Genomic DNA, 23,505 nt, shown 5'->3' with positions numbered 1-23,505 from the left:
CCACATCCGCATGGGTCAGGCTGCGCGTCCAGGGCAACGAAAGCCCTTGAGCACATCGCTACCGAGGGGATTCGGCTGACTGCCCGAACTGACATCGATCAACGCCCTGCGGCCGTCGAACGCATATTCCACGCTCAATCGCCCCGGCGTGGCCGTGCTCACGATGCGCCCTTTCTCCAGAAGACGAAACAAGGCCCACGGCCCATGGGCCAGGAAGGTCGAGGTCGGGTTCGAAATGCGGGGATTGGCCGTGATCTCCGCCATCGCCCCGCCGCGGGGCCCCGGCCAGTTCACAGCAAAGGCCTGCACCGGGCCATGAACGTAGCGCTGCCCTTGCCCGTCGATGTCGATGACCAGTTCGGTGATGCTGGGCTCGAGCTCGAGCACACGCAGGTCGATCTTCCATGCCAGCTTCTTGCCGCCCGCGTCGCGGAAGAACAGGTCGCGAATCTGCTGTGCGCGGTAGAAGGCATCGAGACTCGGACCACTCTGGGCCAGCAGCTTGAGCAATTCACCGAGCAGGGTCGGGCCGGAAGTGGCCGGCCTCAGCCCTGCGCCGTTGCCTGCCGCCGCGTCGATGCCGAGCATGGCATTGGCCACATTCGGGTCCTTGTAGCGCCACGGTCGCACGCTCATGTCCACATAAGGGGCGAGGTGCTTGTTGAAGAACTCATCCGCCGCACCGCCTGCAGCGAACACCAGCGAAAAGTCTTCGATCGACGCGTCCTGCGTCACGGCGGCCAGCGGGTATCGCCCTTCCACGCCGCGCTTGCAGGGCTCGCTGACCTGCATCGCCATCAACCCCATGATGCGGTCGAGCTGCAGTTGAGCCTGGCTGCGCAGGATGCCGGTGGAGCCGAGCATCACCTTGTCGCCACCGCTTGCGGCCAGCGCCGTCAGCACTTCACGAAAGGGCGCCGGCAATTTGCCGGCCTCCAGCTTCAAACGGGCGCCGACCTCGGCACCTCCGGGAGGCAGGCTTCCGGCTGTGAGCGCCGTGTCTGCCACGACCAGCAAGGTGTAGAACTCGTTCAGCAGGCCAGAGATGTTTTCGAGCCCCGGCTTGCCCGCGGCGGCACCGGCGCTGGTCACGCCAATGTCGGCCTGCCCCGTGACGACCTCGCGCAGTGCGGCAAAGCGGTTGTCGACGATCTGCTTTTCAAGCCGCTCCTCGGCCCGGATGCCGAGGTTCCGGCCGATGGCGTTGGTCTGCTTGTTCAGTTCGTCGGTGGCCTTGTCGAGGAAGCCTTTTTCCTCCTGCGTGCGAACCACCAACGGGCGCGACAAGGTGGTCTCGCGGGCCGCCGCTCGCGCCAACCGTGCCAGCGGAGAGTCAGGAGCGGCAAGCTGCCGCAGCACGCTCAGATCGAAGCCCAGGCTCGTTCCCGTGGTGTCGCTGCCGCTCACGGTTCGGATCGATTCGAGAAAAGACTCCCAATGCTGGGCGTACTCCGCCAAATACTGGCGCCGGATGTCATCGAGCAGCGGATCGTTGCGCAGCTTGCGGGCCGCTTCATCGAGCAGCGCCGGAGTCTTCATTTGCGTGGCCAAGGTCGCGCCGCCCTGCGCGCCGCGCCCCATGACCCATGCATCGTCGTCGAGGGCCCGCACCACGAATTCCGGCAAGCGCTTGTTGAAGACCTCGTGGTAGCCGTCATAGGTGAACAGGCCCGCCACCCCTTTTTCCAGAGGCAATCCGCCTGCGCGGGAAAACACGGTCCCGGCTTGGGGTCCGACCGCGCGCACCAGCGTGAACTCCTGGGGCGCCTCGGACAGCATGGCGGCCTTGGCGCGTTCATAGACGCGCTGACTCGAGGTATTGCTGTCCAGGAAGTTTTGCACCGAGCGCACCAGCGCCTCGTTGGGCAGCGATGCGGACTGCACCGGTCGGGCACCGGAGAACAGTGCCGTGACATGCCCCACCATCGATGCCCGGCCGCCAAAGGCGGCAGCGCTGTCAGCCCTCTCCCAGTCTTTCAGCACCCAGTTGCGCACATCCTGCGCCCCGCCCTGCATGTAGCGTTCCTTGTCGTGCAGCAGCTTGTAGACGCGCAAGACCTCGTACGCGGTCTTGGCATCGCCGTCATTCATGCTCTGCTTCAGCACGCTCTCCATCCGCTGCAGGACGGAGGGAAGCAGGGTGTGATCCTGCAGTTGGGCGTAGGTGTCGCTGGCCGCCTCCAGCACCGGAGGCACTGTGTAAAGGCCGTAGAGAAAGCTGCCGGGCGGGTTGTCGATGTCGAGGCCCGAATAGCCCGGCAACTCACGCGCCCCGCTGAGCACGTCCGGAACCCCTGCGGGCTTGAAATCGGCGAACAACTGGCGCACCTGCACGGTGAGCGCTTCGGCGCGCTGGCCCACGGCGCTCAGGTACTGGCGGTTGTTGCCGAAGCTCAGGGCCAGCGCGCCGGCAAGCCACAGGAAGATCACCACGGCCAGCGCATGCCCCGTGAGACGCAACAACCGGAAGCGGAACTCCCAGCGCAGATTGGGGCGCACCAGATGCGCCTCGGGAATGATCACCTTGGTCAGCAGGTCCTGCAGAAAGAACCCTTGCTGTCCCCGCATGGGCGAGGCCATTCTTCCCGGTGGCTTGACCCCCTCTTCGTTGCCGGCCGCAGATGCGCCGCCCGCCCCCAGGCCCAGACTGCGCTGCAGACGCTGAAACAGCGTGCCGGCATCGGCAGGCATTTCCAGGTCGGCCTGGGCGCCACTCGTGAAATAGACACCACGCAGCGTGTCGTGCAGCTGGGTTCCGTCGAAACGCGACGCCAGGAACATCTCGTCGAGCATCGGCACCAGGAGCGCCGACATGCCGGCCAGTTCCTGGGGCAACGCGAACAGGCGCTTCCTGCGGTCGACGTCGAATTCCTCGTTCAACCGGGCGCGCAAACCCGCCGCCAGGCGGTCCTTGAGCAACGCCAGCTCCGCCTCGATCTGGGCGCGCAGCGGCTCGCGGTCGCGCACCGCCGCGCGCGAGCTCTGGATGCCGTGGAACGGCAGCGTGAAGCCCCAGGTCTGGGTGCGGCCTTCACTGGTGAGGGATTGGAAGTACTCGCTGAAGCCCCGCAGCAGATCGATCTTCGTCACGATCACGTAGACCGGGAAGCGGATGCCGAGCTCTTGGCGCAGATCAGCCAACCGGTCTCGCACCATGCTTGCATGCTCTGCGCGTTCCATCTCGGACATCGTGAGCAGCTCGGCCGCATTGAGCGCGACGATGACGCCGTTGAGCGGCGCGCGCGTGCGGTGCTTGCGCAGCAGCCCCAGAAATCCCCGCCACTCAATGGGGTCCGAGACCGGGTTGCTTTCCTGCGTGGTGTAGCGGCCGGCCGTGTCGATCAACACGGCCTCGTTCGAGAACCACCAGTCGCTGTTCAGCGTGCCGCCTTCCGACCTGAGCACCATGCTTCTGGACGCGTGCCCCATCTGGCGCGCCAAAGGAAACTGCAGTCCGGCGTTCAGGAGCGCCGTCGTCTTGCCTGCGCCCGGACTGCCGACGATCATGTACCACGGCAGTTCGTAGAGGTAGCGCTTGCCCTCCAGGATCCGGCGAAGCCCGCCGCGTCCACGCAAACCCTTCAGCTGGGCCAGGGCACGGGTGACCGTGACGGTGACTGTCTTGAGCTCCTCTTTCGCGCTGTCGTCCTTGTCGGCATCCTGGCCAAAGCGCAGGAACCTTGCGAGCAGATCGTCGTTGTTGCGCAAGGCCTGCCAGAGACGGTAGAGCCAGTACACCGCGTACATCACAAGGATGGCGCAGATGACCATGGTGCGCACCCAGAGCGGCGCCAATGGCTTCGCCGCCCCGATGGCCAGCAGAGGCCCTGCATGCCATACAAGCAGGCAGAGCGCTGCCACGCCCAACAGGCTGTAGGGGCCCGAAACCATCCAGAGAAGGCCGAGCACGAGCAGCATGACGATGAAGGTCACGCGCACCCCGACCGAGGCGAAGGGGCGAAGCCCATCCACCGCGAGCAGCGGGCCAATGAACCAGATCGCGAGGGCCAGCAGCACCATCGCAAGGAAGGCCAGCATCTGTCGGGAAAACAGAAAGGCCAGGAACTGTTTGAGATATTGCATGAGTGATGGATTCCTGCCTTGCGTCTAGCGCGGGGCGACGGCTGGCTGCTTCACCGGACCCGCGCTGGCGTTGGCGCTGACGCCAGTGCCCTGCGTGACCATGATGTCGACACGCCGGTTGCGGGCACGTCCCGCAGCGGTCGTGCTGTCTGCGATGGGAACCGTGGCGCCGCGCCCCTCGGTCTGGATGCGCGACGGCACGACGCCCTTGCCGGTCAACACTTCGGCCACGGCCTGTGCCCGCTTCTCGCTCAGGACCTGATTGTCGGGAAACTCGCGCGTGCGAATCGGCTGGTTGTCCGAATGGCCGGTGATCTGGACCGTGCCGGAGACCTGGTTGATCTCGTCGGCCACCTTCGCCAGCACGGGGAGAATCCGTGCACTGAGGCGCGCCTGACCGGGGACGAACATCTCGTCGCCCTTGAAGGTGACGATGCTGCGGCGCTCGTCTTCGTCCACGCTCACCGTCTCTCGCTCGATTTCGCTCGCCAGCAATTCCTTCAGGCGCAGCGGCTTGACGGGAGGCGCCGGCGGGGGACGCAGCCGGCCGATGGCCGCAATGCGCTGCTGCAGATCGGCGCTCGACTGCAACAGCTGGTACTTGTACCAGGCAAACAGGCCGAACAGGATCAGCGTCAGCACCGAGCCAGTGACCCACACCGGCACACTGCGCAGCAAGCGAAACTTGCCAGCCCCCACACCCTTCCAATGCGGCGACAGGTCGCTCGGGACATCGCCGCGCGCGTTGCCCAGCAGAGAGAACAGCCGATGACGGACCGTTTCAAGCTGCCGGCGCCCGTTCGCCGCGGTGCTGAAGCGACCTTCGAAACCCAACCCGAGGATCTGGTACAGCACTTCGAGCAGATCCACGTGCTCTTGCGGGCTCGCGGCGAGGCGACCGACGAGAAGGAAGAACTTGTCACCGCCCTTGGTATCGCCGTGAAATTTCGCGGCCAGCTGTTGGCCAGCCCAGATACCGGCCTCTCCGCCCTGCCCGCCGCCCCACGGCGTGCTGTTGGCCGCTTCGTCGAGCGCGGTGCACAGCGCATAGCTCGCGGCCACCACGTGTTCGTGCCGGACCTGCGCAGTGGTGCAGATGGATTGGAAAGCGGCCACCTCGCGCTCGAGCAACTGATGGAACAACGCCACGGCGTCGCTTTCCAGCGCAGCGGGCATGTCCGCCAGGGCCCGCAGCAAGGGTTGGGCCGCCTCCAGCAAGGGATTCTGAGCCGCCGCGACCACGGTCAGGCGCTCCTGTGTCGAGGACTCGGACACCAGATGCGCGACGTCGGCCGACTCGCCGAACAGTTCGCCATCACCGGATCCGTCGCGCGGGTCGGTTCCACCACCTCCCGCGGGTGCCTCGTTGAATTCTTCTTTGTAGAGCATTGGAGCGTTGGAAAAATGAACGGGCCGAGCCCGATGAAAAAGCGAAGCCTGCTCAGGCCTCGCACTCGGAGCTGTCGTTGACGATCTGCTCGAAGCTGCTGTTCTGGATGTGGCTGGTCTTCATGCGGCAATCGACCATTCGCCACACGCCGGAGCCCTGCGAGTTGTCGATCAGGACGGTGGCCGCCAGCGGTGTCCCGCGCCGGCGCTGGCGGCCGATGGCGAAGGTCATGTGGTCGAACCGGCAGTCGTCGATGGTCAGACGGGTGCCGGCCACCAGTACTTCGCCACGACCTGTGCAATTGCGAAAGGTGACCTCTCCCATGCATCCCACGCCTTCGTGCGCTGCGGGTGCAGAGCTTCCGCCGTCAAAGCTGCACGCCTGGAACAGGACGCCAGTGCTTCCATCGCCCCCACAGACGATCGAACGCCCCGCCGAACTGCACTGGGTGAAGCTCACATCGGTCATCACGCCGAAGTCGTGATGGGGTGCCAGAAACCGGCAGTCGATGAACTGGCAGCCCGACATCGATGCCAGCTTGATGTTGCCGTCCCCTGCGAAGTCGCACCCGACAAAGGTCAGGTTCCTCCAGGACACGCCGACGAAGGCGCCCGAAGCCATGTGCGCGCCGGCAATGGTCATCGCGGCCGAGCTGCCGTCGAGCAATCGGATGTACTCTTTCTGGAGGCTGGTGATGGGTGTGGTCATCTGCGCCTCCGATCAACGGTTCTCTCTGTGCTCGACGCCGTGCGCATCGACCCACCGCCCCGACCATCGGATCGGATGCAGTTGCTGCGCCCAGAACCCTCGCGGTACGTAGTCGCCGACGACTCCGTAGCCATCCGGCCAGATCTTGTTCTTGTCGGCTTTGACCGCCGTACCGAACAGGTAGTCCCAGAACGCAAAGTGCGCGGCATAGCATCGGTCCAGGCCTTCCGCGTCCCGGCTGTGATGCCAATGGTGAAAGTTCGGTGTCACGATGAGATAGCGCAGGGGCCCCAGCCGCACCGATGCATTGGTGTGGTTGAACACGGCCTGCACGCCCGCAATCAAGACGTAGACGTTGATCACGCTCTGTGAAAAGCCAAGCAAGAACGCTGGCGCCAGGATCACCACCGTCGAGATCACCGTTTCCACACCATGGGTCCGGCTTCCGGAGATCCAGTCCATATGCTCGGCGCTGTGATGGATCGAGTGCAGTCGCCATCCGATGGCGGTCTCGTGATAGAAGCGATGCAGCCAGTACCGTCCGAAGTCGGTGATCAGCAAAAGCAGCAGCAGTGCGTAGCCGAACGGCAGCTGCCGCACCCAGCCGCGCAACGTGCCCTGTGCGGCGGGATTGAGATCGGCAAGTGCACCGCTCACGCCGTACAAGACGGCATAGACGAGAAACAACGTCACGCCAATGAGCAAGTGGCCGGTGACGAAGTACATGAAGTCGGTCTGCCAGTCTTTCCTGAAAACGGGCATTTCGGGCTTCAGGGGCCGAAGCTTTTCGATCGTGGTGAAAAGCAGGGTCGTCGCCAGCAAATCGAAGATCAACCAGTCAACCCCCAGATAGGGAACAACGGCCAGCTGCCCCGCAACAGGAAGCCAGCCATTGCCCGTTGCACTGACGCCCAACTTCGACCCCACAACGGCCACGGCCAACCAGAGCAATGCCCATGTAGACAGGCGTCGAACCCGTCCGAAGACAACGTTGAACAACGCCAAGGTTCCGCACAATGCCATCGCGCCCAGCAACACGACTCGCATCACATCGAAGCTCAGGTACTCACGCACCTTGGGCGTGCTGAGGAAATCCGGAAACTGGAACAACAACACGCCCAGCATGCTGAAGTTGGCCAGCACCAGTGCGATCATTCCGCTCACCATGCCTTTGCCCGATCGCAAAGGTCCATGCGACAGTGCGAGCTCGGTGCCCTTCTTGATCTCGTAGACGACCCCTTCGTACAAACGGGTCGGGAATTTCAGGGGATTCATTTTTCCCTCACTCCCCAAAGCTCCATGCGCAACCCCGGAAACTCGCCCGCGACATGCAACGCCAGCCCACCGTGCTTGACCATGTGCTCCCACAACGGACCGCGAGGGTCGATCTGGAAGTAGACAAAGCCTGCATTGAAGGGAATCTGACGCGGCGGGACGGGCAAGGTCTGCAGCGGTATGCCCGGCAGATGGGACCGAATTAGCTCGGTCAACCTGTCGCTCGGCCCCACCTTGCAGCGGGCGGGAAACTGGCTCGCCAACTGTTCCGGCGGTGTGTGCGCCGCGACCGCAAACACCAGGCTGGAGAAGCCCTGCAACTCCGCGGGCTCGACGCTCGCAACACGCACACCATTGGGTCTTGACGCCAAGGAGATGCTCTGGGCGCTTCGCACGAGCACGTCGTTCAGCAAGGCCTGCACATCCCCGATCAACTCCCTGAAGGAGAGGTACGGGTCGAGGTGTTGATAGGCAGGATGCGGTTGCGGACGACGGGTGGTTCCGCGAACGAAGGTGGCCAACTCTCCGCTCAACGTGCGCAATGCGGTGTAGAGCATCTCTGGAGAGGTCTCACGCACCCGAAGCCAGTGCTCGAGCATGGGCTCGTAGCGGTTGAGGATCTGCAGCAGCAGGAAGTCGGACACTTCGGCAGCTTCGCTGGACTTGCCATCGTTGCCACTCAGTCGGGCGGCCAAGGATTGCGCGCGCAGCTTGCACAAACCGTGCAGATTGGTGATCCAGTCCGCCAGCAAGGGGCTTGCGCCATAGCCTGCCACCGGTGGAATCAGGTGCGGGTCGACGGCGATGCTTCCGTCCGAGCGCAGCACCGTCACCTTCGCGAGCGGCAAGCCGATCCAGGCGTCGGTCAGTTCGCGTTGCGGCAGGAGACGCAGGCGCAGACGGGACAGTTGAACGGTCTTTGCACCCTGTCCGATCGAGTTGGCATCGCGCAGCTCCGCATCGAACACCGAAAACCGGGCCAATGACGACGCTGAGATGCCGGCGTCATCGAACGTCGTTTCTTCTCCGTTGGGCGTCCGGATCGGCACCGCCAGGTGAATGACTTGCTCCAGATGCTCCGGCAAGATCGTGAGCGGCGCTGGCGGCAGCGTCTGGCCCGGTGCATCGAAGGGCGTGCCATCCGAGAAGATCCCCGCCGCGCTGGCCAGCACCAGCTTGCCCAGTGAGAGCGACTCCGCATCGATGCTGTAGTGGTTGAACCCCCAGTAAAAGGGAGTCAACGAGGCGGCACGCTTGTGCGCCAGATGTTCGAGGTAGCGCTCCTGCTGTTGAAACAGCTGCGGACGCAGGAAGAGCCCTTCACTCCAGGCGACTTTGTTGTACCAGCTCATGGGTTCGATCGTTGTGCTTGCGGGCCGCAGACGTGCTACTTGATGGGTGTCAGCTGGATGCCCTTGCCTTGAAGGGCGATCTCCAGCTTGACCTTGTTGGCGGGGATGACGGTGCGATACCAGGCGGCCTCGGGGGCAGGATCGACTTTCTGCACAAGGCGCCACTCGCTTTGTGCAAGCTCCCGGTAGCCGGCGATCACGCCGATCGCAGCGAGCTCGGGGTGCGACATGCGCCGGATCTTCTTGACTTCTCCGGGTCGCAGGATGAACTCATCGCGTACCAGAAGGTCGGCGCCGATCACGGTCTTGTCGCTGTTGTGCAGCGAGAAGTAATCGGCCGATTCGAAGGTTGCCTCCGACTTGAGCTCGTAGATGCGGACCATGATGGGTGCCGCCCTCCCCTTGTCGTCCGGGTTGACACCGGCTTCCGCAGTGACCGTGATATCGAGCTTGGTTTGCTCTCTTGGGTGTGAGAACTGCGCATATGCCAGCGAAGGCCCTGCCAACGCAACTGCCAATGCAAAGCCCCACAGGCATGGAAACCCGAGACGCGACATCCACCTGGACAGCCCGCGTCGGGACGCAACACTCCGGCACAGCCCTGGCATGGCGAGATTCATGTGGAAATCAAACTGAAAAAAGGGAACGCAAAAGAACCGACTTCGATTCGCGCCTCCTCAACCCCCTTACGCGAACCGAAGTCGAAAAGCCCCGGACGGATCCGGGGCGAAGCGAAGGCTTCAGGACTCCTTGTTGCCCTTGATGTCGTAGCCCGCAGTGACGGCACCGCCGCTGCCGCCTTGTGCGTTCTGCACGGAGTACTCCTGCTTGATCTTGGAGAAGGAAAGGCGCACGCGCTCCTTGACACGCATCTCGTCCGAGTTCGAACCGAAGGGCTGGATCGAGGTGATGATCACGTCGGAGAAGGTGAACTTCAGGTACTCCAGCGGGTTACCGCCGGCCTTGCGAACCGTGAGCTTGGCCTCTTGCACGTGCTTGCCGGTCAGGCAGTACTTCATGAGGTTGGGACTCGAACGGTCGATGTAGTGGTCGAACTCGAGGTCTTCGACCGTCGCCTTGCCTGCGCCGCCGCCCGAGCCGGCGTGCATGGTGGATTCCTGGAAGGCTTTCCAGTTGAAGGCCAGAACCTCGATCTCGTTCTTGTGGTCCGAATCCTGCGATTCGCCTTCGATGCCGTTGATCTTCAGAAAAATGTCTTGTGACATGAGAAAACTCCCTGTATTTGAATTTGTCGGTAAATGACGAATGCACGAGCGCTCTTGATGGCGCGTCCTTGGAAATGCCGTGGCGTCTGCGCGCCACTTCCTCGAACAATTCGATGGCGGTTCGGCGTCAGGCCGCTTCCTTGAGCGACGGCAGCTTTGCAACCAGACGCAGAGAAACGGTCAGGCCTTCGAGCTGGAAATGCGGACGCAGGAAGAACTTCGCGCTGTAGTAGCCCGGATTGCCTTCGACGTCCTCCACCACGACTTCGGCAGCTGCGAGGGGTCGCCGGGCCTTGGTTTCCTGGGACGAATTCGCAGGATCGGCGTCGACGTAATGCATGATCCATTCGTTCAACCAGCGCTGCATTTCGTCGCGCTCCTTGAAGGAGCCGATCTTGTCGCGCACGATGCACTTCAGGTAGTGCGCGAACCGCGTGCTGGCGAAAAGATACGGCAGCCGTGCGGACAGGTTGGCATTGGCGGTCGCGTCCGGGTCCATGTACTCCTGTGGCTTCTGGAGCGACTGGGCACCGATGAACGCGGCATGGTCGGTGTTCTTTCGATGCACTAGCGGAATCAGTCCGGCTTTCGCAAGCTCAGCCTCGCGGCGGTCGGAGATCGCGATTTCGGTCGGACACTTCATGTCGAAGCCGCCGTCGTCGGTCGGGAAGGTGTGGCACGGCAAGTTCTCGACGGTGCCACCCGACTCCACGCCGCGGATCATCGTGCACCAGCCGTAGAGCTTGAAGCTGCGGTTGATGTTGACCGCCATGGCATAGGCCGCATTGCTCCATACGTAGTTGCGGTGATCGGCGCCTTCGGTTTCCTCTTCGAAGTCGAATTCGTCGACAGGATTGGTTTTCACGCCATAAGGCAACCGGGCCAGGAATCGAGGCATTGCCAGACCAACGTAGCGGGAGTCCTCGGTGTTTCGCAGCGAGTTCCACGGTGCGTGCTCGAGGTTCGACGTGATCTTTGCGAGGTCGCGCGGATTCGCAAGCTCTTGCCACGACTCCATGCCGAGCAACGAGGGCGCCGATCCGGCGATGAACGGCGCGTGAGATGCTGCAGAGACCTTGGCAATTGCCCCCAACAGCTCGACATCGGGCGGCGTGTGGTCGAAGTAGTAGTCGGCCACCAGGCACCCGTAGGGCTCGCCGCCGAGCTGGCCGTACTCCTCTTCATAGATGCGCTTGAAGATCGGGCTCTGGTCCCAGGCGATTCCCTTGTGGCGACGCAGCGTGCGACGGACTTCGTCCTTGGAGACGTCCATGAAGCGGATCTTGAGCTTCTCGTCCGTCTCGGTGTTGTAGACCAGATGGTGCATGCCTCGCCAGGCCGACTCGATCTTCTGGAAGTCTTCCTTGTGGAGCACGAGGTTGATCTGCTCCGACAGCTTGCGGTCGATCTCGGCAATGATGGCTTCGATGCTGCTGTAGGCATCGTCAGTCATCGTTGCGGCGTTGACGAGCGCCTGCTCTGCCAGCGTCCTGACGGCCGCCTCGACGGCATCGCGCGCTTCGTCGGTCTTGGGCTTGAATTCCTTGTCGAGCAGGGCCGAGAAGTCGGTGGGGTCGGTGTAGCGCGTCGCCTCGGGCGCCTCGAGCACGTTGTCCATGAGGGTGGTCATCTGAAGTTCCTTGGTCTGAATGTCACGCGGCGGAATCGGACGCGGGTGCGCCGTCCAGGTCGTCGGTGCGGGGTTTGGCGGATTTCGCCAGCGACTTCATCAGCGAAGGGTCTTGAAGCAGCTTGTTGACGAGGCTTTCGGCCCCCGCCTTTCCGTCCATGTAGGTCTGCAGGTTGGCCAACTGCGTGCGGGCTTCGAGGAGCTTGCTGAGTGGCTCTACCTTTCGTGCGACAGCGGCTGGCGAGAAGTCTTCGATGCTCTCGAAGGTGATGTCGACCATGAGCTGGCCTTCGCCCGTCAGCGTATTGGGCACGGCGAATGCCACGCGCGGCTGGATGGCCTTCATCCGCTCGTCGAAGTTGTCGATGTCGATATCGAGGAACTTTCTCTCGGGCACAGGAGGCAAGGCCTGCGTCGGCTTGCCGGACAGATCGGACAAGACGCCCATCACGAAAGGCAATTCGATCTTCTTCTCGGACCCGTAGATTTCCACGTCGTACTCGATCTGCACACGTGGTGCCCTGTTGCGGGCAATGAACTTCTGACTGCTGTTGTTGTTGGTGGCCATGAAAACTCCCTGGTGAAAAAACAGACAAAAACCTGGCATCGCGCCTCTTCGGGGGCAACGACGCATCTCCTGCGCCAACGAGACGGCTCGGTGGACTCAGGCGAACTCGGTGTGACAGACGATGGCACCTCCTCCTTGCAAGGTCGGGTTGGCGCTGTCGCTCGGCTTCACGTCGGCAGTCATGCGCCGGATCTTTTGCCGCACTTGAAGCGCATCCAGCCATTGCCGGGAAAGAATCGGCAGGAGACGTTGTTCGATGAAGCCGATCAGACGGCGAGCCCCGGTTTCGTAAGTGCCGCAGTGGCCGACGATTTCGTTCAGCAGCGCAGGCGTGTAGTCCAGCGCAATGTCATGCTGCGCATGCATGCGCTCGACCACCCGATCCAGGTGCAAGCTCACGATGTCGCGCAGTGCGTCCGGGCCCAAGGGCAGGTAAGGCACCACGGTCAACCGACCAAGGAAGGCCGCAGGAAAGACCGTTCGCAGCGCCGGCTGGAGTGCATCACGCAGGGCCTCGACATCGGGCGTCAACAAGGGGTCTTCGCTCAGAGCGGTGATGAGTTCAGCACCAGTGTTGCTCGTCAACAGGATCGTGGTGTTTCGGAAATCGACACGACGCCCTTCCCCATCTTCCATCCACCCTTTGTCGAACACCTGATAGAAGATCTCGTGCACATCCGGATGGGCCTTTTCCACCTCATCGAGGAGGATCGTGCTGTAGGGCTTTCGGCGCACGGCCTCCGTGAGCACGCCACCTTCGCCGTAGCCGACATAACCCGGGGGCGCGCCCTTCAAGGTTGACACCGTGTGCGACTCCTGGAACTCGCTCATGTTGATGGTGATGAGGTTCTGCTCGCCGCCATACATGGCTTCGGCCAATGCCAATGCCGTTTCTGTCTTGCCCACACCCGAAGGGCCGGCCAGCAGGAATACACCCACCGGCTTGTTCGGATCCGTCAGCCGCGCCCGCGCCGTCTGCATGCGCTCCGCGATGGCCGCGAGCGCTGGCCCCTGGCCGATCACGCGCGCTTCCAGTCGTGATTGAAGCGCAACGACTGCCGCGACTTCGTCGGTGACCATCCGCCCTACGGGAATCCCGGTCCAATCGGCCACGATGCCCGCCACCACGGCCTCGTCCACCTGGAGAAAAATCAGAGGCAACTCCTTCTGGTGCGCGGCAAGCTCGAGTTCGAGGGCCTCCAGCTGCGCCGAGGGTGCATTCCCCTCGGCGCAGCGCAGCTCCTTCGCCTCCTCCCTCTTCTTGGTCCTCAATCCATGAATCGTGCGAACCAGTGCAAGCTCGTCTTGCCATCGCGCTTCGTGCAAGGTCAACGCCTGCTGCGCGGCATCGAGTTGGGATCGAGTTTTGTCGAGGCGCAACGCTCTTGCATCACTCCCCTGGGCAACGACACCCTCCTGACTCAGCAGTCCGAGCTCGAGCTGGAAGGCTGCGATGCGGTGCCGCCATTGCTCGACTTCAGGCGGCGGCGCGTGAAGCGACATGGCAACGCGCGCACATGCGGTGTCCAGGAGACTGATCGCCTTGTCGGGCAGCTGGCGTGCGGGGATGTAGCGATGCGACAGCGTCACGGCGGCGCGCACAGCCTCATCGAGCACGAGCACGCCGTGGTGCTCGGCAAAGGTGGCGACAAGGCCACGCACCATCTCGATCGCAGCAACCTCGTCGGGCTCTGCCACCTGCAGCGTCTGAAAGCGTCGCGTCAGCGCCGGGTCTTTCTCGATGTGGCGCTTGTACTCGCTCCAGGTGGTGGCACCGATCGTGCGCAAGGTTCCCCGTGCAAGCGCGGGCTTGAGCAGGTTGGCGGCATCGCCGGTTCCGGATTGCCCGCCTGCACCAACCAAGGTGTGCACCTCGTCGATGAAGAGGATGACGGGCTGCACCGACTTGCCCGCCTCTTCCAGCAAGGCCTTGAGACGGGACTCGAATTCCCCGCGCATGCTTGCGCCGGCCAACAGCGCTCCGACATCGAGGCTCCACAGGCGGCAGTTCTTCAGATCGGGAGGAACCTCGCCTTGCGCGATGGCCAACGCGAGCCCCTCGACCACCGCCGTCTTGCCGACGCCCGCATCTCCTGTGAGCAAGGGATTGTTCTGACGGCGACGCAGCAGGATGTCCACCATCGTGCGGATCTCGTGTCCGCGCCCGATGACCGGATCGATCTGCCCTTGAGACGCGCGCTCGGTCAGATCCGTGCAGTAGCGCCGCAACGCCGACTTTCCGTCCGACGCTGCATCCGCGAGCGCGGCGCTGGCTTCACCAGGCAGTGCTGATGGCAGACCGGAGCCATCGTGCGGTCCTTCCTGGCCTTCGGGGGAGCCGACCACGATGGCACCGATGGCCTCCGTCAGTTGATCTGCAGGGATTCGCTGGAATGCAGGCGAGATGCCAAGAAGCACGCGCCGCAGGTCAGGCGTCTGAAGCAGCGCAGCAAACAACCAAGCACCACGCACGCAATGCGCGCCGAACTCGAGACTCGAGAGCACCCACGCGCGCTCGATGGCAGCTTCGATGTGACTGGAAAAATCGGTCAGCGAGGTGGCACCCGATGGCAAGCTGGACAAGGCCGATGCGAAGTCTTTCTCGATGGCTTGCGCGTCGATCTGGTAGTGCCGGCAGATGCGGTGCAGATCGCTGTCGTTGAGCTGCCAGAGCTGATGAATCCAGTGCGTCAGTTCGACATAGGGATTGCCACGCAGCTTGGCAAATGCAGTGGCGGATTCGATGCCGCGAAACAAGGTGAGATTGAGCTTGCCGAACAGCGCTCGCCGAGAGATCGTCATTGCGCGATCTGCCGTGCAGCGTGCACGCCCTGTTCGATCGAGTCGCCTGCGAGGCCCCCTGTTGCCGGGCAGATTCCTGCGTTCTTTTTCCCCACTTCGCGCCCCCTATGCTTCTTGGAATGGGCGCGATTCTGGCGGCTTGCCGCGAGGCAAACACAGCACAGTTTCTACCAATAGTTAAACGAAGGACGGAGCCTATTGATCTGTGATGTTTGCCCGCCTCTCCTTACGTTCAGGGCACAAAGGAGGTAGTTCACTAACGATATCGCGAGGGCGACAGACAAGAAAAAACCCTCGAGTCCTTTCGGAAGCTCGAGGGCTTGATAAGGGTCTGACGCTTCTCGACGTCAGCGATCGCAATTACATGTTGTCGATCATGACCTGACCGAAGCCAGAGCAGCTCACTTGCGTCGCGCCGTCCATCAGGCGCGCGAAGTCGTAGGTGACCTTCTTGCTGGCGATCGACTTTTCCATCGAACTGATGATCAGGTCGGCCGCTTCGGTCCAGCCCATGTGGCGCAGCATCATTTCGGCGGACAGGATCTCGGAACCCGGGTTCACATAGTCCTTGCCGGCGTACTTGGGGGCCGTGCCGTGGGTGGCCTCGAACATGGCGACGGTGTCGCTCAGGTTCGCGCCCGGTGCGATGCCGATGCCGCCGACCTGTGCGGCCAGTGCGTCGGACACGTAGTCGCCGTTGAGGTTCAGCGTGGCGATCACGCTGTATTCGGCGGGACGCAGCAGGATCTGCTGCAGGAACGCGTCGGCGATGCTGTCCTTGACGGTGATTTCCTTGCCCGTCTTGGGGTTCTTGAACTTCATCCACGGGCCACCGTCGATCAGCTCGGCGCCGAATTCCTTGGCGGCCAGGTTGTAGCCCCAGTCACGGAAGCCACCTTCGGTGAACTTCATGATGTTGCCCTTGTGGACCAAGGTGACGCTGGGCTTGTCGTTGTCGATGGCGTACTGGAAAGCCTTGCGCACGAGGCGCTCGGTGCCTTCGCGCGAAACGGGCTTGACGCCGATGCCCGAGGTGTTGGGGAAGCGGATCTTCTTGACGCCCATCTCGTCCTGCAGGAACTTGATGAGCTTCTTGGCCTTGTCGCTTTCGGCTTCGAACTCGATGCCCGCGTAGATGTCTTCCGAGTTCTCGCGGAAGATGACCATGTTGGTCTTGTGCGGCTCGCGCACCGGGCTGGGCACGCCCTCGAAGTACTGGATGGGCCGCAGGCAGACGTACAGGTCGAGTTCCTGGCGCAGCGCCACGTTCAGCGAGCGGATGCCGCCGCCGACGGGCGTGGTCAGCGGGCCCTTGATGGACACCACGTAGTCGCGCACCGCATGCAGGGTTTCCTCGGGGAGCCAGACGTCGGGGCCGTAGACCTTGGTCGACTTCTCGCCGGCGTAGACCTCCATCCAGTGGATCTTCTTCTTGCCGCCGTAGGCCTTGGCCACCGCGGCGTCCACCACCTTGAGCATCACCGGCGTGATGTCCAGCCCGGTGCCGTCGCCTTCGATGAACGGAATGATCGGCTGATCGGGCACATTGAGCGAATTGTCAGCGTTGACCGTGATCTTCTGGCCTTCGGTCGGGACTTTGATGTGCTGATAGCTGGACATGAGGGGGCTTGACTCCGGGAGTGACGTAATTCGAACGACTGTCTGCGAATTCAGACAGCGAGGGAGAATCGCTGTACAGCGCGCTAACAAATCGCTGTACATTTTAGACGCAACCCATCAGCGGACAATTGTCAACCGTAGGGCGATAGAGCCCGTTACTGGCTGACCTTCTGCTCGCCGGGAGGCGTTTCCAACCAATTCTCGATAGAGGAATCATCAATGAGCAAACTTCTCGCAGTCATGATCGCTGGCCTGTTCGCCGCTGGCGCGTACGCCCAGAACCCGGCCGGTACCACGCCCGAACAAGGCAACGCGACCAACAGCAAGCCGCAAGCTCGCGCTGAAGCCAAGAAGGAAGCCAAGCCCGCTGGTCAAGTGGCTCCCGCTGCTGGCGACATCGCCAAGACGCCTGAAGGCGGCGCCTTCGGTGCCGACAAGGCTGGCGTTGCTGGCGAAAAGCGCGCCAAGACCCGCGACGATCGTCGCCGCAACAAGGACGGCAGCGTGAAGCGCAAGGCCACCCAAGGCGGCACGCCTGACATGCCCGGCGCCAAGTAAGCTGGTTTGTCCCCCTAAGAAAAGCGCTCTCCGGAGCGCTTTTTTTCGTTCGCAGTTTTGTTCAACCACTGTCAACCGGGGTTCTTGAGGTCCGTTGAATGGAGGCCTTCCGCAGGGAGGTGATCCATATCAACAATCTCAAAGGATTTCTCATGAACAAGCTGATCGCAGCCCTGGTCGCCGGCCTCTTCGCAGCCGGTGCATTCGCCCAAGCCGCCGAACCCGCTCCCGCAGCGCCGGCCGCTCCCGCCGTCCACAAGGCCAAGGCCAAGCACACGGTCAAGAAGCACAAGGTGCGTCACGTCTCCAAGGCCCACGCGGCCGCCGCCAAGAAGGTGTAAGCTTTCAAGCTCCCGGCAATGCCCGCTTCAGCGGGCATTTTTATTGGTCACGGGCCGACCTCGTGTGTCGCGGCCCCGAAAGAGTCATCCGATGTTTCAGCGTCTCGCCGCGCTGCTTCTGGTGTCCGCGTCCTTCCTGGCGCCGGCCCACGCGCAGCAGCAAATCCAACCGCAACCCCAAACCGATCTGGCACGCACGCAGTTGTCGGTCGGCCTCTACAAGATCGATGCGCAGGTGGCGCAATCGCCCCGCGAGCGCGAGATCGGCCTGATGTTCCGCAAGACGATGCCGCAGGCCGAAGGCATGATCTTCGTCTTCGAGCAGCCGGCCACGCAGTGCTTCTGGATGCGCAACACCCTGTTGCCGCTGACCGCCGCCTTCGTGGCCGACGATGGCCGCATCGTCAATCTGGTCGACATGCAGCCGATGACCGAGAACTCGCACTGCTCCGAGGAGCCGGTGCGCTATGTGCTCGAGATGAACCAGGGCTGGTTCGCCAAGAAGAACATCAAAAAGGGCGCCAAGCTCGGTGGAGCGCTCTTCTTGGCCGCCAAGCGCTGAGCAATTGAGCGCCCGTAAAAAAGCCGACCCGCAGGTCGGCTTTTTTTATGGCGAGCGCCAGGTCCGGCTTCAGCCGAAGTTCTTCGCCGCGAAATCCCAGTTGGCCAGCTTGGCCAGGAAGGTCTCGACGAACTTCGGGCGCAGGTTGCGGTAGTCGATGTAGTACGCGTGTTCCCACACGTCCACCGTCAGCAGCGCGGTGTCGGCGGTGGTCAGCGGCGTGCCGGCGGCGCCGGTGTTCACGATGTCCACCGAACCGTCGGCCTTCTTCACCAGCCACGTCCAGCCCGAGCCGAAGTTGCCCACGGCCGACTTCACGAAGGCTTCCTTGAAGGCGTCGTAGCTGCCCCACTTGGCATCGATGGCCTTGGCCAGCGCGCCGGTGGGGGCGCCGCCGCCTTGCGGCTTCATGCAGTTCCAGAAGAAGGTGTGGTTCCAGATCTGGGCGGCGTTGTTGTAGATGCCGCCGCTGGACTTCTTGACGATCTCTTCGAGCGTCATCGCTTCGAACTCGGTGCCCTTTTGCAGGTTGTTCAGGTTCACCACGTAGGCGTTGTGGTGCTTGCCGTGGTGGTACTCGAGCGTTTCCTTCGAATACTCGGGGGCCAGCGCGTCGATGGCGTACGGCAGGGGTGGGAGCACATGTTCCATGGTTTTTTCTCGTGGGTTGGTTGTGGGGAATGAAGGATTCTAGGAAGTAATCAGGGGGGCGACGTCAGACGCGTTCCCGTCGCGCCGCCGGGCGTCACGGTCAGGTCGACCGAGCCATCCGCAAGGCGTGCGACCACGGCATCGCCGGCCTTCAGGCTGCCTGCACTGACGACCGCGCGGCCTTCGCCGTCGGTCAGCAAGGCATAGCCGCGCTGCAGCACCAGGGCGGGGTCAAGCAGCCGCAGGCGCAGGGCCACGCGTTCGAGCCGCTCGCGCCGCTGCGTCAGCGAACGCGTGAACTTCGCGGAGAAATCGGTGGCGATGACCTGCGGCACCTGCGCCAATCGCTCCCGACGCGACAGCACCGCGTAGTGCAGCCGCTGCGCGTGGTGCGCCAGCCGCAACTGCTGGCGCGCGACCAGGCCCGAGGGGCGGCCCAGCCGTGCGGCCGCCTGGTCCATCCGTTGGCCGAGCACGTCGAGGCGCCCGCCCAGCGCATCGCCGAGCCGTTCGTCAAGCAGGTCGAGCGCGCCGAGCCACAGGTCGCGCGGCGCGCTGACGAGTTCGGCGGCGGCCGTCGGCGTCGGCGCGCGCAGGTCGGCGCAGAAATCGGCGATGGTGAAATCGGTTTCGTGCCCCACGCCGCTGATTACCGGCACAGGACTCTGCACGATGGTGCGCGCCAGCGTTTCGTCGTTGAAGGCCCAGAGGTCCTCGATGGAGCCGCCACCGCGCACCAGCAGGATCACGTCGACAGCCGGCTCCAGCGTGTAGAGCGACTGCAAGGCGCGCACCAGTTCGGCCGGCGCGTTGGCGCCCTGCACTGCCGCCGGCGCCAGCACCACGGGAATATGTGGCACACGCCGCCGCAGCGCGGTCACGACGTCATGCAGCGCCGCAGCCCCCAGCGAGGTGACAACGCCCACGGCACGCGGCATGGAGGGCAGCGCCCGTTTGCGCGCCGGGTCGAACAGGCCTTCGGCCTCGAGGCGTGCCTTGCGCTGCAGGAACTGCTCGAACAGCGCGCCCTGCCCCGCGCGCCGCAGGCTTTCGACCACTAGTTGCAGATCGCCGCGCGGTTCGTACACCGCCAGCCGGCCGCGCACTTCGACCTGGTCGCCGTCGCGCGGCGTGAAGTCGAGCAGACTCGCCGCGCGACGGAACATCGCGCAGCGCAGCTGGCCGGATTCGTCCTTGAGCGAGAAATAGCAATGACCGCTCGATGCGCGCGAGAAACCCGAAATTTCCCCGCGCACCGAGACCGGGTTGAAGCGCGCATCGAGCGCATCGGCCACCGCGCGGCACAGCGCGCCCACGGCCCACACGCGCGGCCCGGGCACGGCATTCGGCTCCCTGAAGCTCATTGCGCCCCTCCGCCACCGAGCGCCACTCTTCCACAACGGGCGTCGCGCCCCCCACTTTGGAGGGGTATGGTGGAACAGATGCACGAGTTCTCGTGCAAGCTGTTGATTTCATTAAAAAAAGTGCTGCTCAAAATTCAATCGATCTAACGGAAAGCCCGTCCCATGCGGGTTCGGAGACATTGCGCGATGGGTTAATCACAAAGTTATCCACAGAATCTGTGCGTCCTTGCCGACACGCAAACAAGCCGCGAGCCGATGGTGGCTCGGTGGATAATCGCCGCGCATTTGCAGTCTACGGGCCGGAGGATTTTCTTGTTTTCCATCATTGTTGCCGCGGGCTGGCCAATCTGGCCATTGCTCGCCTGTTCGGTCATCGCACTCGCGCTGGTCATTGAACGTTTCACCAGCCTGAAGACCGTCAAGGTCCTGCCGCCGAAGCTGCTGGACGAGACCATCACCGTGTCGCGCGGCGCGGTTCCCGGCCCGGATGTCGTGACCAAACTGGAAAGCAACTCGATGCTCGGCCAGGTGCTCGCCGCCGGCCTGCGCGCGCTGAACGCCAACCCGCGCTGCACCGAAGAAGACCTGCGCGCCGCCATGGAGGCCTCGGGCCGCACCGTGGCGCACAAGCTCGAACGCTACCTGCCGGCGCTGGCCACCATCGCCTCGGCGGCGCCGCTGCTCGGCCTGCTGGGCACGGTGATCGGCATGATCGAGATCTTCGGCTCGCAGTCGCCCGGCAGCGGTGCGGTCGGTTCGGGCAACCCGGCGCAGCTGGCGCACGGCATCTCGATCGCGCTGTACAACACGGCCTTCGGCCTGATCGTGGCCATTCCGACGCTGATCTTCTGGCGCTACTTCCGCAGCCGCGTCGACGAGTACCTGCTGAACCTCGAACTCTCGGGCGAGCGCTTTGCCCGCCACCTGAACGCCCTGCGCAAATGAGCTCGCGCGGCCGCATGCAGTTTCGCCACGGCGCGCGCGACGAGCCGGAGATCAACCTGATCCCGTTCATCGACGTGCTGCTGGTCGTGCTGATCTTCCTGATGCTGTCGACCACCTACAGCAAGTTCACCGAGATGCAGCTGCGGCTGCCGACGGCGGACGTCGACGCCCAGCGCGACTACCCGAAAGAGGTGATCGTGGCGGTGTCGGCTGACGGCCGCTACGTGATCAACAAGTCGCCGCTGGCGGACCGCAGCGTCGACACCGTGGCCGCCGCGCTCGGCGCCGCCGCCACCGGCGGCAAGGACAGCGTCGTGATCATCAGCGCCGACGCCGCCAGCCCGCACCAGGCCGTGGTGACGGTGATGGAGGCCGCGCGCCGCGCCGGCCTGATGCAGATCACCTTCGCCGCCCAGTCGACGGCCCAGGCCGGTCACTGAGTGTCGACCGGCGCGCGGCTGCAGGACGCCTGGCTGCGCCGCGGTGCGCTGGCCTGCCTGCTGTGGCCGCTGTCGCAGGTCTACGGCGCCCTCTTCGCGCTGCGGCGCGCCTTCTACCGATGGGGTTGGCAGAAAACCGGGCGTGTGCCGGTTCCCGTGATCGTGGTCGGCAATGTGATCGCGGGCGGGGCCGGCAAGACACCGGTCGTGATGGCCGTCGTGCGCCACCTTCAGGCGCGTGGTCTGCGGGTGGGGGTGGTGTCGCGCGGCTATGGCCGCCGCACCGACGACTGCCGTGAAGTCCAGGCTGACAGCGATCCGCAGGACGTCGGCGACGAACCCGCGCTGATCCACCATGCCACTGGCGCGCCCGTCTTCGTGGCTCGGCAGCGCATCGAGGCTGCGCGCGCCCTGCTCGAACAGCACCCGGCCATGCAGGTCATCGTCAGCGACGACGGCCTGCAGCATCTGGCGCTGGCGCGCGACATCGAGATCTGCGTGTTCGACGACCGCGGTGTCGGCAACGGCTGGCTGCTGCCGGCCGGCCCCCTACGCGAGCCGTGGCCGCGCCATTGCGACCTGCTGCTGCACAGCGGCGAGCGGCCAGCCTTCGCCGATGGCTACACCGCCACCCGCGAACTGGCGCCGTACGCGCTCGCGAAGGATGGCCGACGCATCCCGCTCGAGACGCTCACCGGCCAGCCCGTGATCGCGCTAGCCGCCATCGCGCGGCCGGAGGCCTTCTTCACGATGCTGCGTGCTCGCGGCCTGACGCTCGCAGACACCCTCGCGCTGCCTGACCACCACGATTTCAGCGGCTGGCAACGACCAGCCGGTCCCGCCCTGCCCCTCGTCTGCACGGAAAAAGACGCCGTCAAGCTCTGGCAGCAGGCGCCCGACGCGCTCGCCGTGCCACTGCACTTCGAACCCTCGCCGGCGTTCTTCGCCGCCCTCGACGCGAAGCTATCATCGCTCGATGGATACCAAGCTGCTTGAACTGCTCGTCTGCCCCGTCACCAAGGGCCCGCTGACCTGGAACGCCGAGAAGCAGGAACTCTGCTCGCGCAGCGCGCGCCTGGCCTACCCGGTGCGCGACGGCATCCCGGTGCTGCTCGAGAACGAGGCCCGCACGCTGTCCGACGAAGAGCTGGGCCTGTGAGCTTCACCGTTCTGGTGCCGGCCCGGCTGGCTTCGACGCGACTTCCCAACAAACCGCTGGCCGACATCGCCGGCCTGCCGATGGTCGTGCGCGTGGCGCAACGTGCCCGCCAGTCCGCCGCCCTTCGCGTGGTGGTGGCCGGCGATGACGCTTCCATCATCGACGCCTGCAAGGCGCACGGCGTCGAGGCCCTGCTCACCCGCCAGGACCACCCCAGCGGCACCGACCGGCTGGCCGAAGCCTGCGAGCAGCTCGGGCTCGACGGTGACGCGATCGTCGTCAACGTGCAGGGCGACGAGCCGCTGATCGACCCCGCGCTGATCGACGCCGTTGCCGCCACGCTGGCCGCGCGACCGCAGGCCGCGATGAGCACCGCCGTCCACGCGATCGACTCGCTGGTCGACTTCATGAACCCGAACGTGGTGAAGGCCGTGCTCGATGCGCAGGGCCATGCGTTGTACTTCAGCCGCGCGCCGATCCCCTGGTGGCGCGACGGCTCGTCGGGCGGCGCGGCACCATCGGTGCTGCCCAGCCCTGCGCCGCTGCGTCACATCGGCATCTACGGCTATCGCGCAGGCTTCGTGCGGCAATTTCCGTTGCTGTCGCCCGCCCCTGTCGAAGCCACCGAGGCGCTCGAACAGTTGCGTGCGCTGTGGCACGGACACCGTATCGCGGTGCATGTCAGCGATGTGGCCCCAGGCCCCGGGATCGACACGCCCGAAGACCTGGCGCGCGTGCGCGCCGTCTTCGCGGCCGGCTCGCCTGCGTGAGCTGCAGGCCGCCCCGAGGGAGACGGCGGCAATTTGTCACGGGGACGCATGCTATCCTCGA

21 protein-coding genes are annotated in these 23,505 nt (G+C 64.0%); 8 read left to right on the top strand and 13 right to left on the bottom strand.

The window, feature by feature from the left end; translation table 11 throughout:
* Nucleotides 1–15 precede the first annotated feature (15 nt).
* From tssM to icd, 11 genes are all read right to left on the bottom strand, one after another.
* A complete protein-coding gene (gene tssM / locus AC1RGU_RS09170; RefSeq protein WP_492696076.1) occupies nt 16–4,083 on the bottom strand; it encodes a type VI secretion system membrane subunit TssM in 4,068 nt (1,355 codons plus the stop codon).
* Nucleotides 4,084–4,107: 24 nt separating this feature from the next.
* Nucleotides 4,108–5,472 (bottom strand): type VI secretion system protein TssL, long form, encoded by a 1,365-nt coding sequence (gene tssL / locus AC1RGU_RS09165; RefSeq protein WP_492696074.1) that lies wholly within the window; start codon nt 5,470–5,472, stop codon nt 4,108–4,110.
* A 52-nt stretch (nt 5,473–5,524) separates the two neighbouring features.
* On the bottom strand, nt 5,525–6,181 hold the full coding sequence (locus AC1RGU_RS09160) for a hypothetical protein (RefSeq protein ID WP_492696072.1): 657 nt from the start codon (nt 6,179–6,181) through the stop codon (nt 5,525–5,527).
* Nucleotides 6,182–6,193: 12 nt separating this feature from the next.
* Entirely contained in the window at nt 6,194–7,456 is a 1,263-nt protein-coding gene (locus tag AC1RGU_RS09155) for a sterol desaturase family protein (RefSeq protein ID WP_492696070.1), read from the bottom strand.
* Nucleotides 7,453–8,808: a type VI secretion system baseplate subunit TssK gene (gene tssK / locus AC1RGU_RS09150; protein ID WP_492696068.1), complete on the bottom strand. Its 1,356-nt coding sequence runs from the start codon at nt 8,806–8,808 to the stop codon at nt 7,453–7,455. Before tssK ends, AC1RGU_RS09155 begins: the two co-directional genes overlap by 4 nt.
* Before the next feature lie 35 nt (nt 8,809–8,843).
* A complete protein-coding gene (gene tssJ / locus AC1RGU_RS09145; RefSeq protein ID WP_492696066.1) occupies nt 8,844–9,428 on the bottom strand; it encodes a type VI secretion system lipoprotein TssJ in 585 nt (194 codons plus the stop codon).
* A gap of 120 nt (nt 9,429–9,548) precedes the next feature.
* Nucleotides 9,549–10,034, bottom strand: a complete 486-nt coding sequence (locus tag AC1RGU_RS09140; protein ID WP_062471480.1) for an Hcp family type VI secretion system effector — start codon at nt 10,032–10,034, stop codon at nt 9,549–9,551.
* Nucleotides 10,035–10,161: 127 nt separating this feature from the next.
* Nucleotides 10,162–11,652 (bottom strand): type VI secretion system contractile sheath large subunit, encoded by a 1,491-nt coding sequence (tssC, locus tag AC1RGU_RS09135; RefSeq protein ID WP_139706204.1) that lies wholly within the window; start codon nt 11,650–11,652, stop codon nt 10,162–10,164.
* A gap of 34 nt (nt 11,653–11,686) precedes the next feature.
* Complete coding sequence (tssB, locus tag AC1RGU_RS09130) at nt 11,687–12,232, bottom strand: type VI secretion system contractile sheath small subunit (protein ID WP_062471486.1); 546 nt, start codon at nt 12,230–12,232, stop codon at nt 11,687–11,689.
* Between the two features lie 96 nt (nt 12,233–12,328).
* Entirely contained in the window at nt 12,329–15,034 is a 2,706-nt protein-coding gene (tssH, locus tag AC1RGU_RS09125; RefSeq protein ID WP_492696063.1) for a type VI secretion system ATPase TssH, read from the bottom strand.
* Nucleotides 15,035–15,394: 360 nt separating this feature from the next.
* Nucleotides 15,395–16,654: an NADP-dependent isocitrate dehydrogenase gene (gene icd / locus AC1RGU_RS09120; protein ID WP_062471491.1), complete on the bottom strand. Its 1,260-nt coding sequence runs from the start codon at nt 16,652–16,654 to the stop codon at nt 15,395–15,397.
* A 219-nt stretch (nt 16,655–16,873) separates the two neighbouring features.
* On the opposite strand from icd, the gene AC1RGU_RS09115 reads away from it, so the two are divergent.
* The 3 genes from AC1RGU_RS09115 to AC1RGU_RS09105 all read left to right on the top strand — a co-directional run bounded on the left by AC1RGU_RS09115 (nt 16,874) and on the right by AC1RGU_RS09105 (nt 18,115).
* Complete coding sequence (locus AC1RGU_RS09115) at nt 16,874–17,212, top strand: hypothetical protein (RefSeq protein ID WP_062471494.1); 339 nt, start codon at nt 16,874–16,876, stop codon at nt 17,210–17,212.
* Nucleotides 17,213–17,364: 152 nt separating this feature from the next.
* The gene (locus AC1RGU_RS09110) at nt 17,365–17,553 is read left to right on the top strand and encodes a hypothetical protein (RefSeq protein ID WP_070060553.1); all 189 of its coding nucleotides are present in this window, start codon (nt 17,365–17,367) and stop codon (nt 17,551–17,553) included.
* A 91-nt stretch (nt 17,554–17,644) separates the two neighbouring features.
* A complete protein-coding gene (locus AC1RGU_RS09105) occupies nt 17,645–18,115 on the top strand; it encodes a DUF192 domain-containing protein (RefSeq protein WP_492696061.1) in 471 nt (156 codons plus the stop codon).
* A 69-nt stretch (nt 18,116–18,184) separates the two neighbouring features.
* On the opposite strand, the gene AC1RGU_RS09100 is transcribed toward AC1RGU_RS09105, so the two are convergent.
* Both AC1RGU_RS09100 and xseA read right to left on the bottom strand, forming a co-directional pair.
* Nucleotides 18,185–18,766 (bottom strand): superoxide dismutase, encoded by a 582-nt coding sequence (locus AC1RGU_RS09100; protein ID WP_095745206.1) that lies wholly within the window; start codon nt 18,764–18,766, stop codon nt 18,185–18,187.
* 50 nt (nt 18,767–18,816) lie between these two features.
* Nucleotides 18,817–20,130, bottom strand: coding sequence for an exodeoxyribonuclease VII large subunit (xseA, locus tag AC1RGU_RS09095; protein ID WP_492696059.1), 1,314 nt, complete (start codon nt 20,128–20,130; stop codon nt 18,817–18,819).
* 312 nt (nt 20,131–20,442) lie between these two features.
* Between xseA and AC1RGU_RS09090 the strand changes: the two genes are divergently transcribed.
* The 5 genes from AC1RGU_RS09090 to kdsB are packed head-to-tail and all read left to right on the top strand — an operon-like array spanning nt 20,443 to nt 23,444.
* Nucleotides 20,443–21,075 carry a MotA/TolQ/ExbB proton channel family protein gene (locus tag AC1RGU_RS09090; RefSeq protein WP_070060550.1) on the top strand — a complete coding sequence of 211 codons (633 nt, stop codon included), beginning with the start codon at nt 20,443–20,445 and terminating at the stop codon, nt 21,073–21,075.
* A gap of 14 nt (nt 21,076–21,089) precedes the next feature.
* On the top strand, nt 21,090–21,515 hold the full coding sequence (locus AC1RGU_RS09085; RefSeq protein WP_062471507.1) for an ExbD/TolR family protein: 426 nt from the start codon (nt 21,090–21,092) through the stop codon (nt 21,513–21,515).
* Nucleotides 21,516–22,511 carry a tetraacyldisaccharide 4'-kinase gene (gene lpxK / locus AC1RGU_RS09080; protein WP_492696057.1) on the top strand — a complete coding sequence of 332 codons (996 nt, stop codon included), beginning with the start codon at nt 21,516–21,518 and terminating at the stop codon, nt 22,509–22,511.
* Complete coding sequence (locus tag AC1RGU_RS09075; protein WP_013541700.1) at nt 22,492–22,674, top strand: Trm112 family protein; 183 nt, start codon at nt 22,492–22,494, stop codon at nt 22,672–22,674. Before lpxK ends, AC1RGU_RS09075 begins: the two co-directional genes overlap by 20 nt.
* Nucleotides 22,671–23,444, top strand: coding sequence for a 3-deoxy-manno-octulosonate cytidylyltransferase (kdsB, locus tag AC1RGU_RS09070; protein ID WP_492696055.1), 774 nt, complete (start codon nt 22,671–22,673; stop codon nt 23,442–23,444). Before AC1RGU_RS09075 ends, kdsB begins: the two co-directional genes overlap by 4 nt.
* Nucleotides 23,445–23,505: the final 61 nt, after the last annotated feature.

Source organism: Variovorax sp. GW823-FHT02B07 (genome assembly GCF_058797695.1).
The sequence above is the reverse complement of the archived record's forward strand: the minus strand, read 5'-3'. Positions and strand labels throughout refer to the sequence as shown.

What these genes read in the sequence shown, in the direction of transcription:
- tssL (WP_492696074.1), bottom strand. Translation starts at nt 5,472, where the DNA reads ATGCTCTACAAAGAAGAATTCAACGAGGCACCCGCGGGAGGTGGTGGA.
- AC1RGU_RS09140 (WP_062471480.1), bottom strand. Translation starts at nt 10,034, where the DNA reads ATGTCACAAGACATTTTTCTGAAGATCAACGGCATCGAAGGCGAATCG.
- tssH (WP_492696063.1), bottom strand. Translation starts at nt 15,034, where the DNA reads ATGACGATCTCTCGGCGAGCGCTGTTCGGCAAGCTCAATCTCACCTTG.
- AC1RGU_RS09115 (WP_062471494.1), top strand. Translation starts at nt 16,874, where the DNA reads ATGAGCAAACTTCTCGCAGTCATGATCGCTGGCCTGTTCGCCGCTGGC.
- AC1RGU_RS09100 (WP_095745206.1), bottom strand. Translation starts at nt 18,766, where the DNA reads ATGGAACATGTGCTCCCACCCCTGCCGTACGCCATCGACGCGCTGGCC.
- AC1RGU_RS09105 (WP_492696061.1), top strand. Translation starts at nt 17,645, where the DNA reads ATGTTTCAGCGTCTCGCCGCGCTGCTTCTGGTGTCCGCGTCCTTCCTG.
- AC1RGU_RS09155 (WP_492696070.1), bottom strand. Translation starts at nt 7,456, where the DNA reads ATGAATCCCCTGAAATTCCCGACCCGTTTGTACGAAGGGGTCGTCTAC.
- tssJ (WP_492696066.1), bottom strand. Translation starts at nt 9,428, where the DNA reads ATGAATCTCGCCATGCCAGGGCTGTGCCGGAGTGTTGCGTCCCGACGC.
- tssB (WP_062471486.1), bottom strand. Translation starts at nt 12,232, where the DNA reads ATGGCCACCAACAACAACAGCAGTCAGAAGTTCATTGCCCGCAACAGG.
- tssC (WP_139706204.1), bottom strand. Translation starts at nt 11,652, where the DNA reads ATGGACAACGTGCTCGAGGCGCCCGAGGCGACGCGCTACACCGACCCC.
- tssK (WP_492696068.1), bottom strand. Translation starts at nt 8,808, where the DNA reads ATGAGCTGGTACAACAAAGTCGCCTGGAGTGAAGGGCTCTTCCTGCGT.
- AC1RGU_RS09085 (WP_062471507.1), top strand. Translation starts at nt 21,090, where the DNA reads ATGCAGTTTCGCCACGGCGCGCGCGACGAGCCGGAGATCAACCTGATC.
- AC1RGU_RS09160 (WP_492696072.1), bottom strand. Translation starts at nt 6,181, where the DNA reads ATGACCACACCCATCACCAGCCTCCAGAAAGAGTACATCCGATTGCTC.
- AC1RGU_RS09075 (WP_013541700.1), top strand. Translation starts at nt 22,492, where the DNA reads ATGGATACCAAGCTGCTTGAACTGCTCGTCTGCCCCGTCACCAAGGGC.
- icd (WP_062471491.1), bottom strand. Translation starts at nt 16,654, where the DNA reads ATGTCCAGCTATCAGCACATCAAAGTCCCGACCGAAGGCCAGAAGATC.
- AC1RGU_RS09110 (WP_070060553.1), top strand. Translation starts at nt 17,365, where the DNA reads ATGAACAAGCTGATCGCAGCCCTGGTCGCCGGCCTCTTCGCAGCCGGT.
- xseA (WP_492696059.1), bottom strand. Translation starts at nt 20,130, where the DNA reads ATGAGCTTCAGGGAGCCGAATGCCGTGCCCGGGCCGCGCGTGTGGGCC.
- tssM (WP_492696076.1), bottom strand. Translation starts at nt 4,083, where the DNA reads ATGCAATATCTCAAACAGTTCCTGGCCTTTCTGTTTTCCCGACAGATG.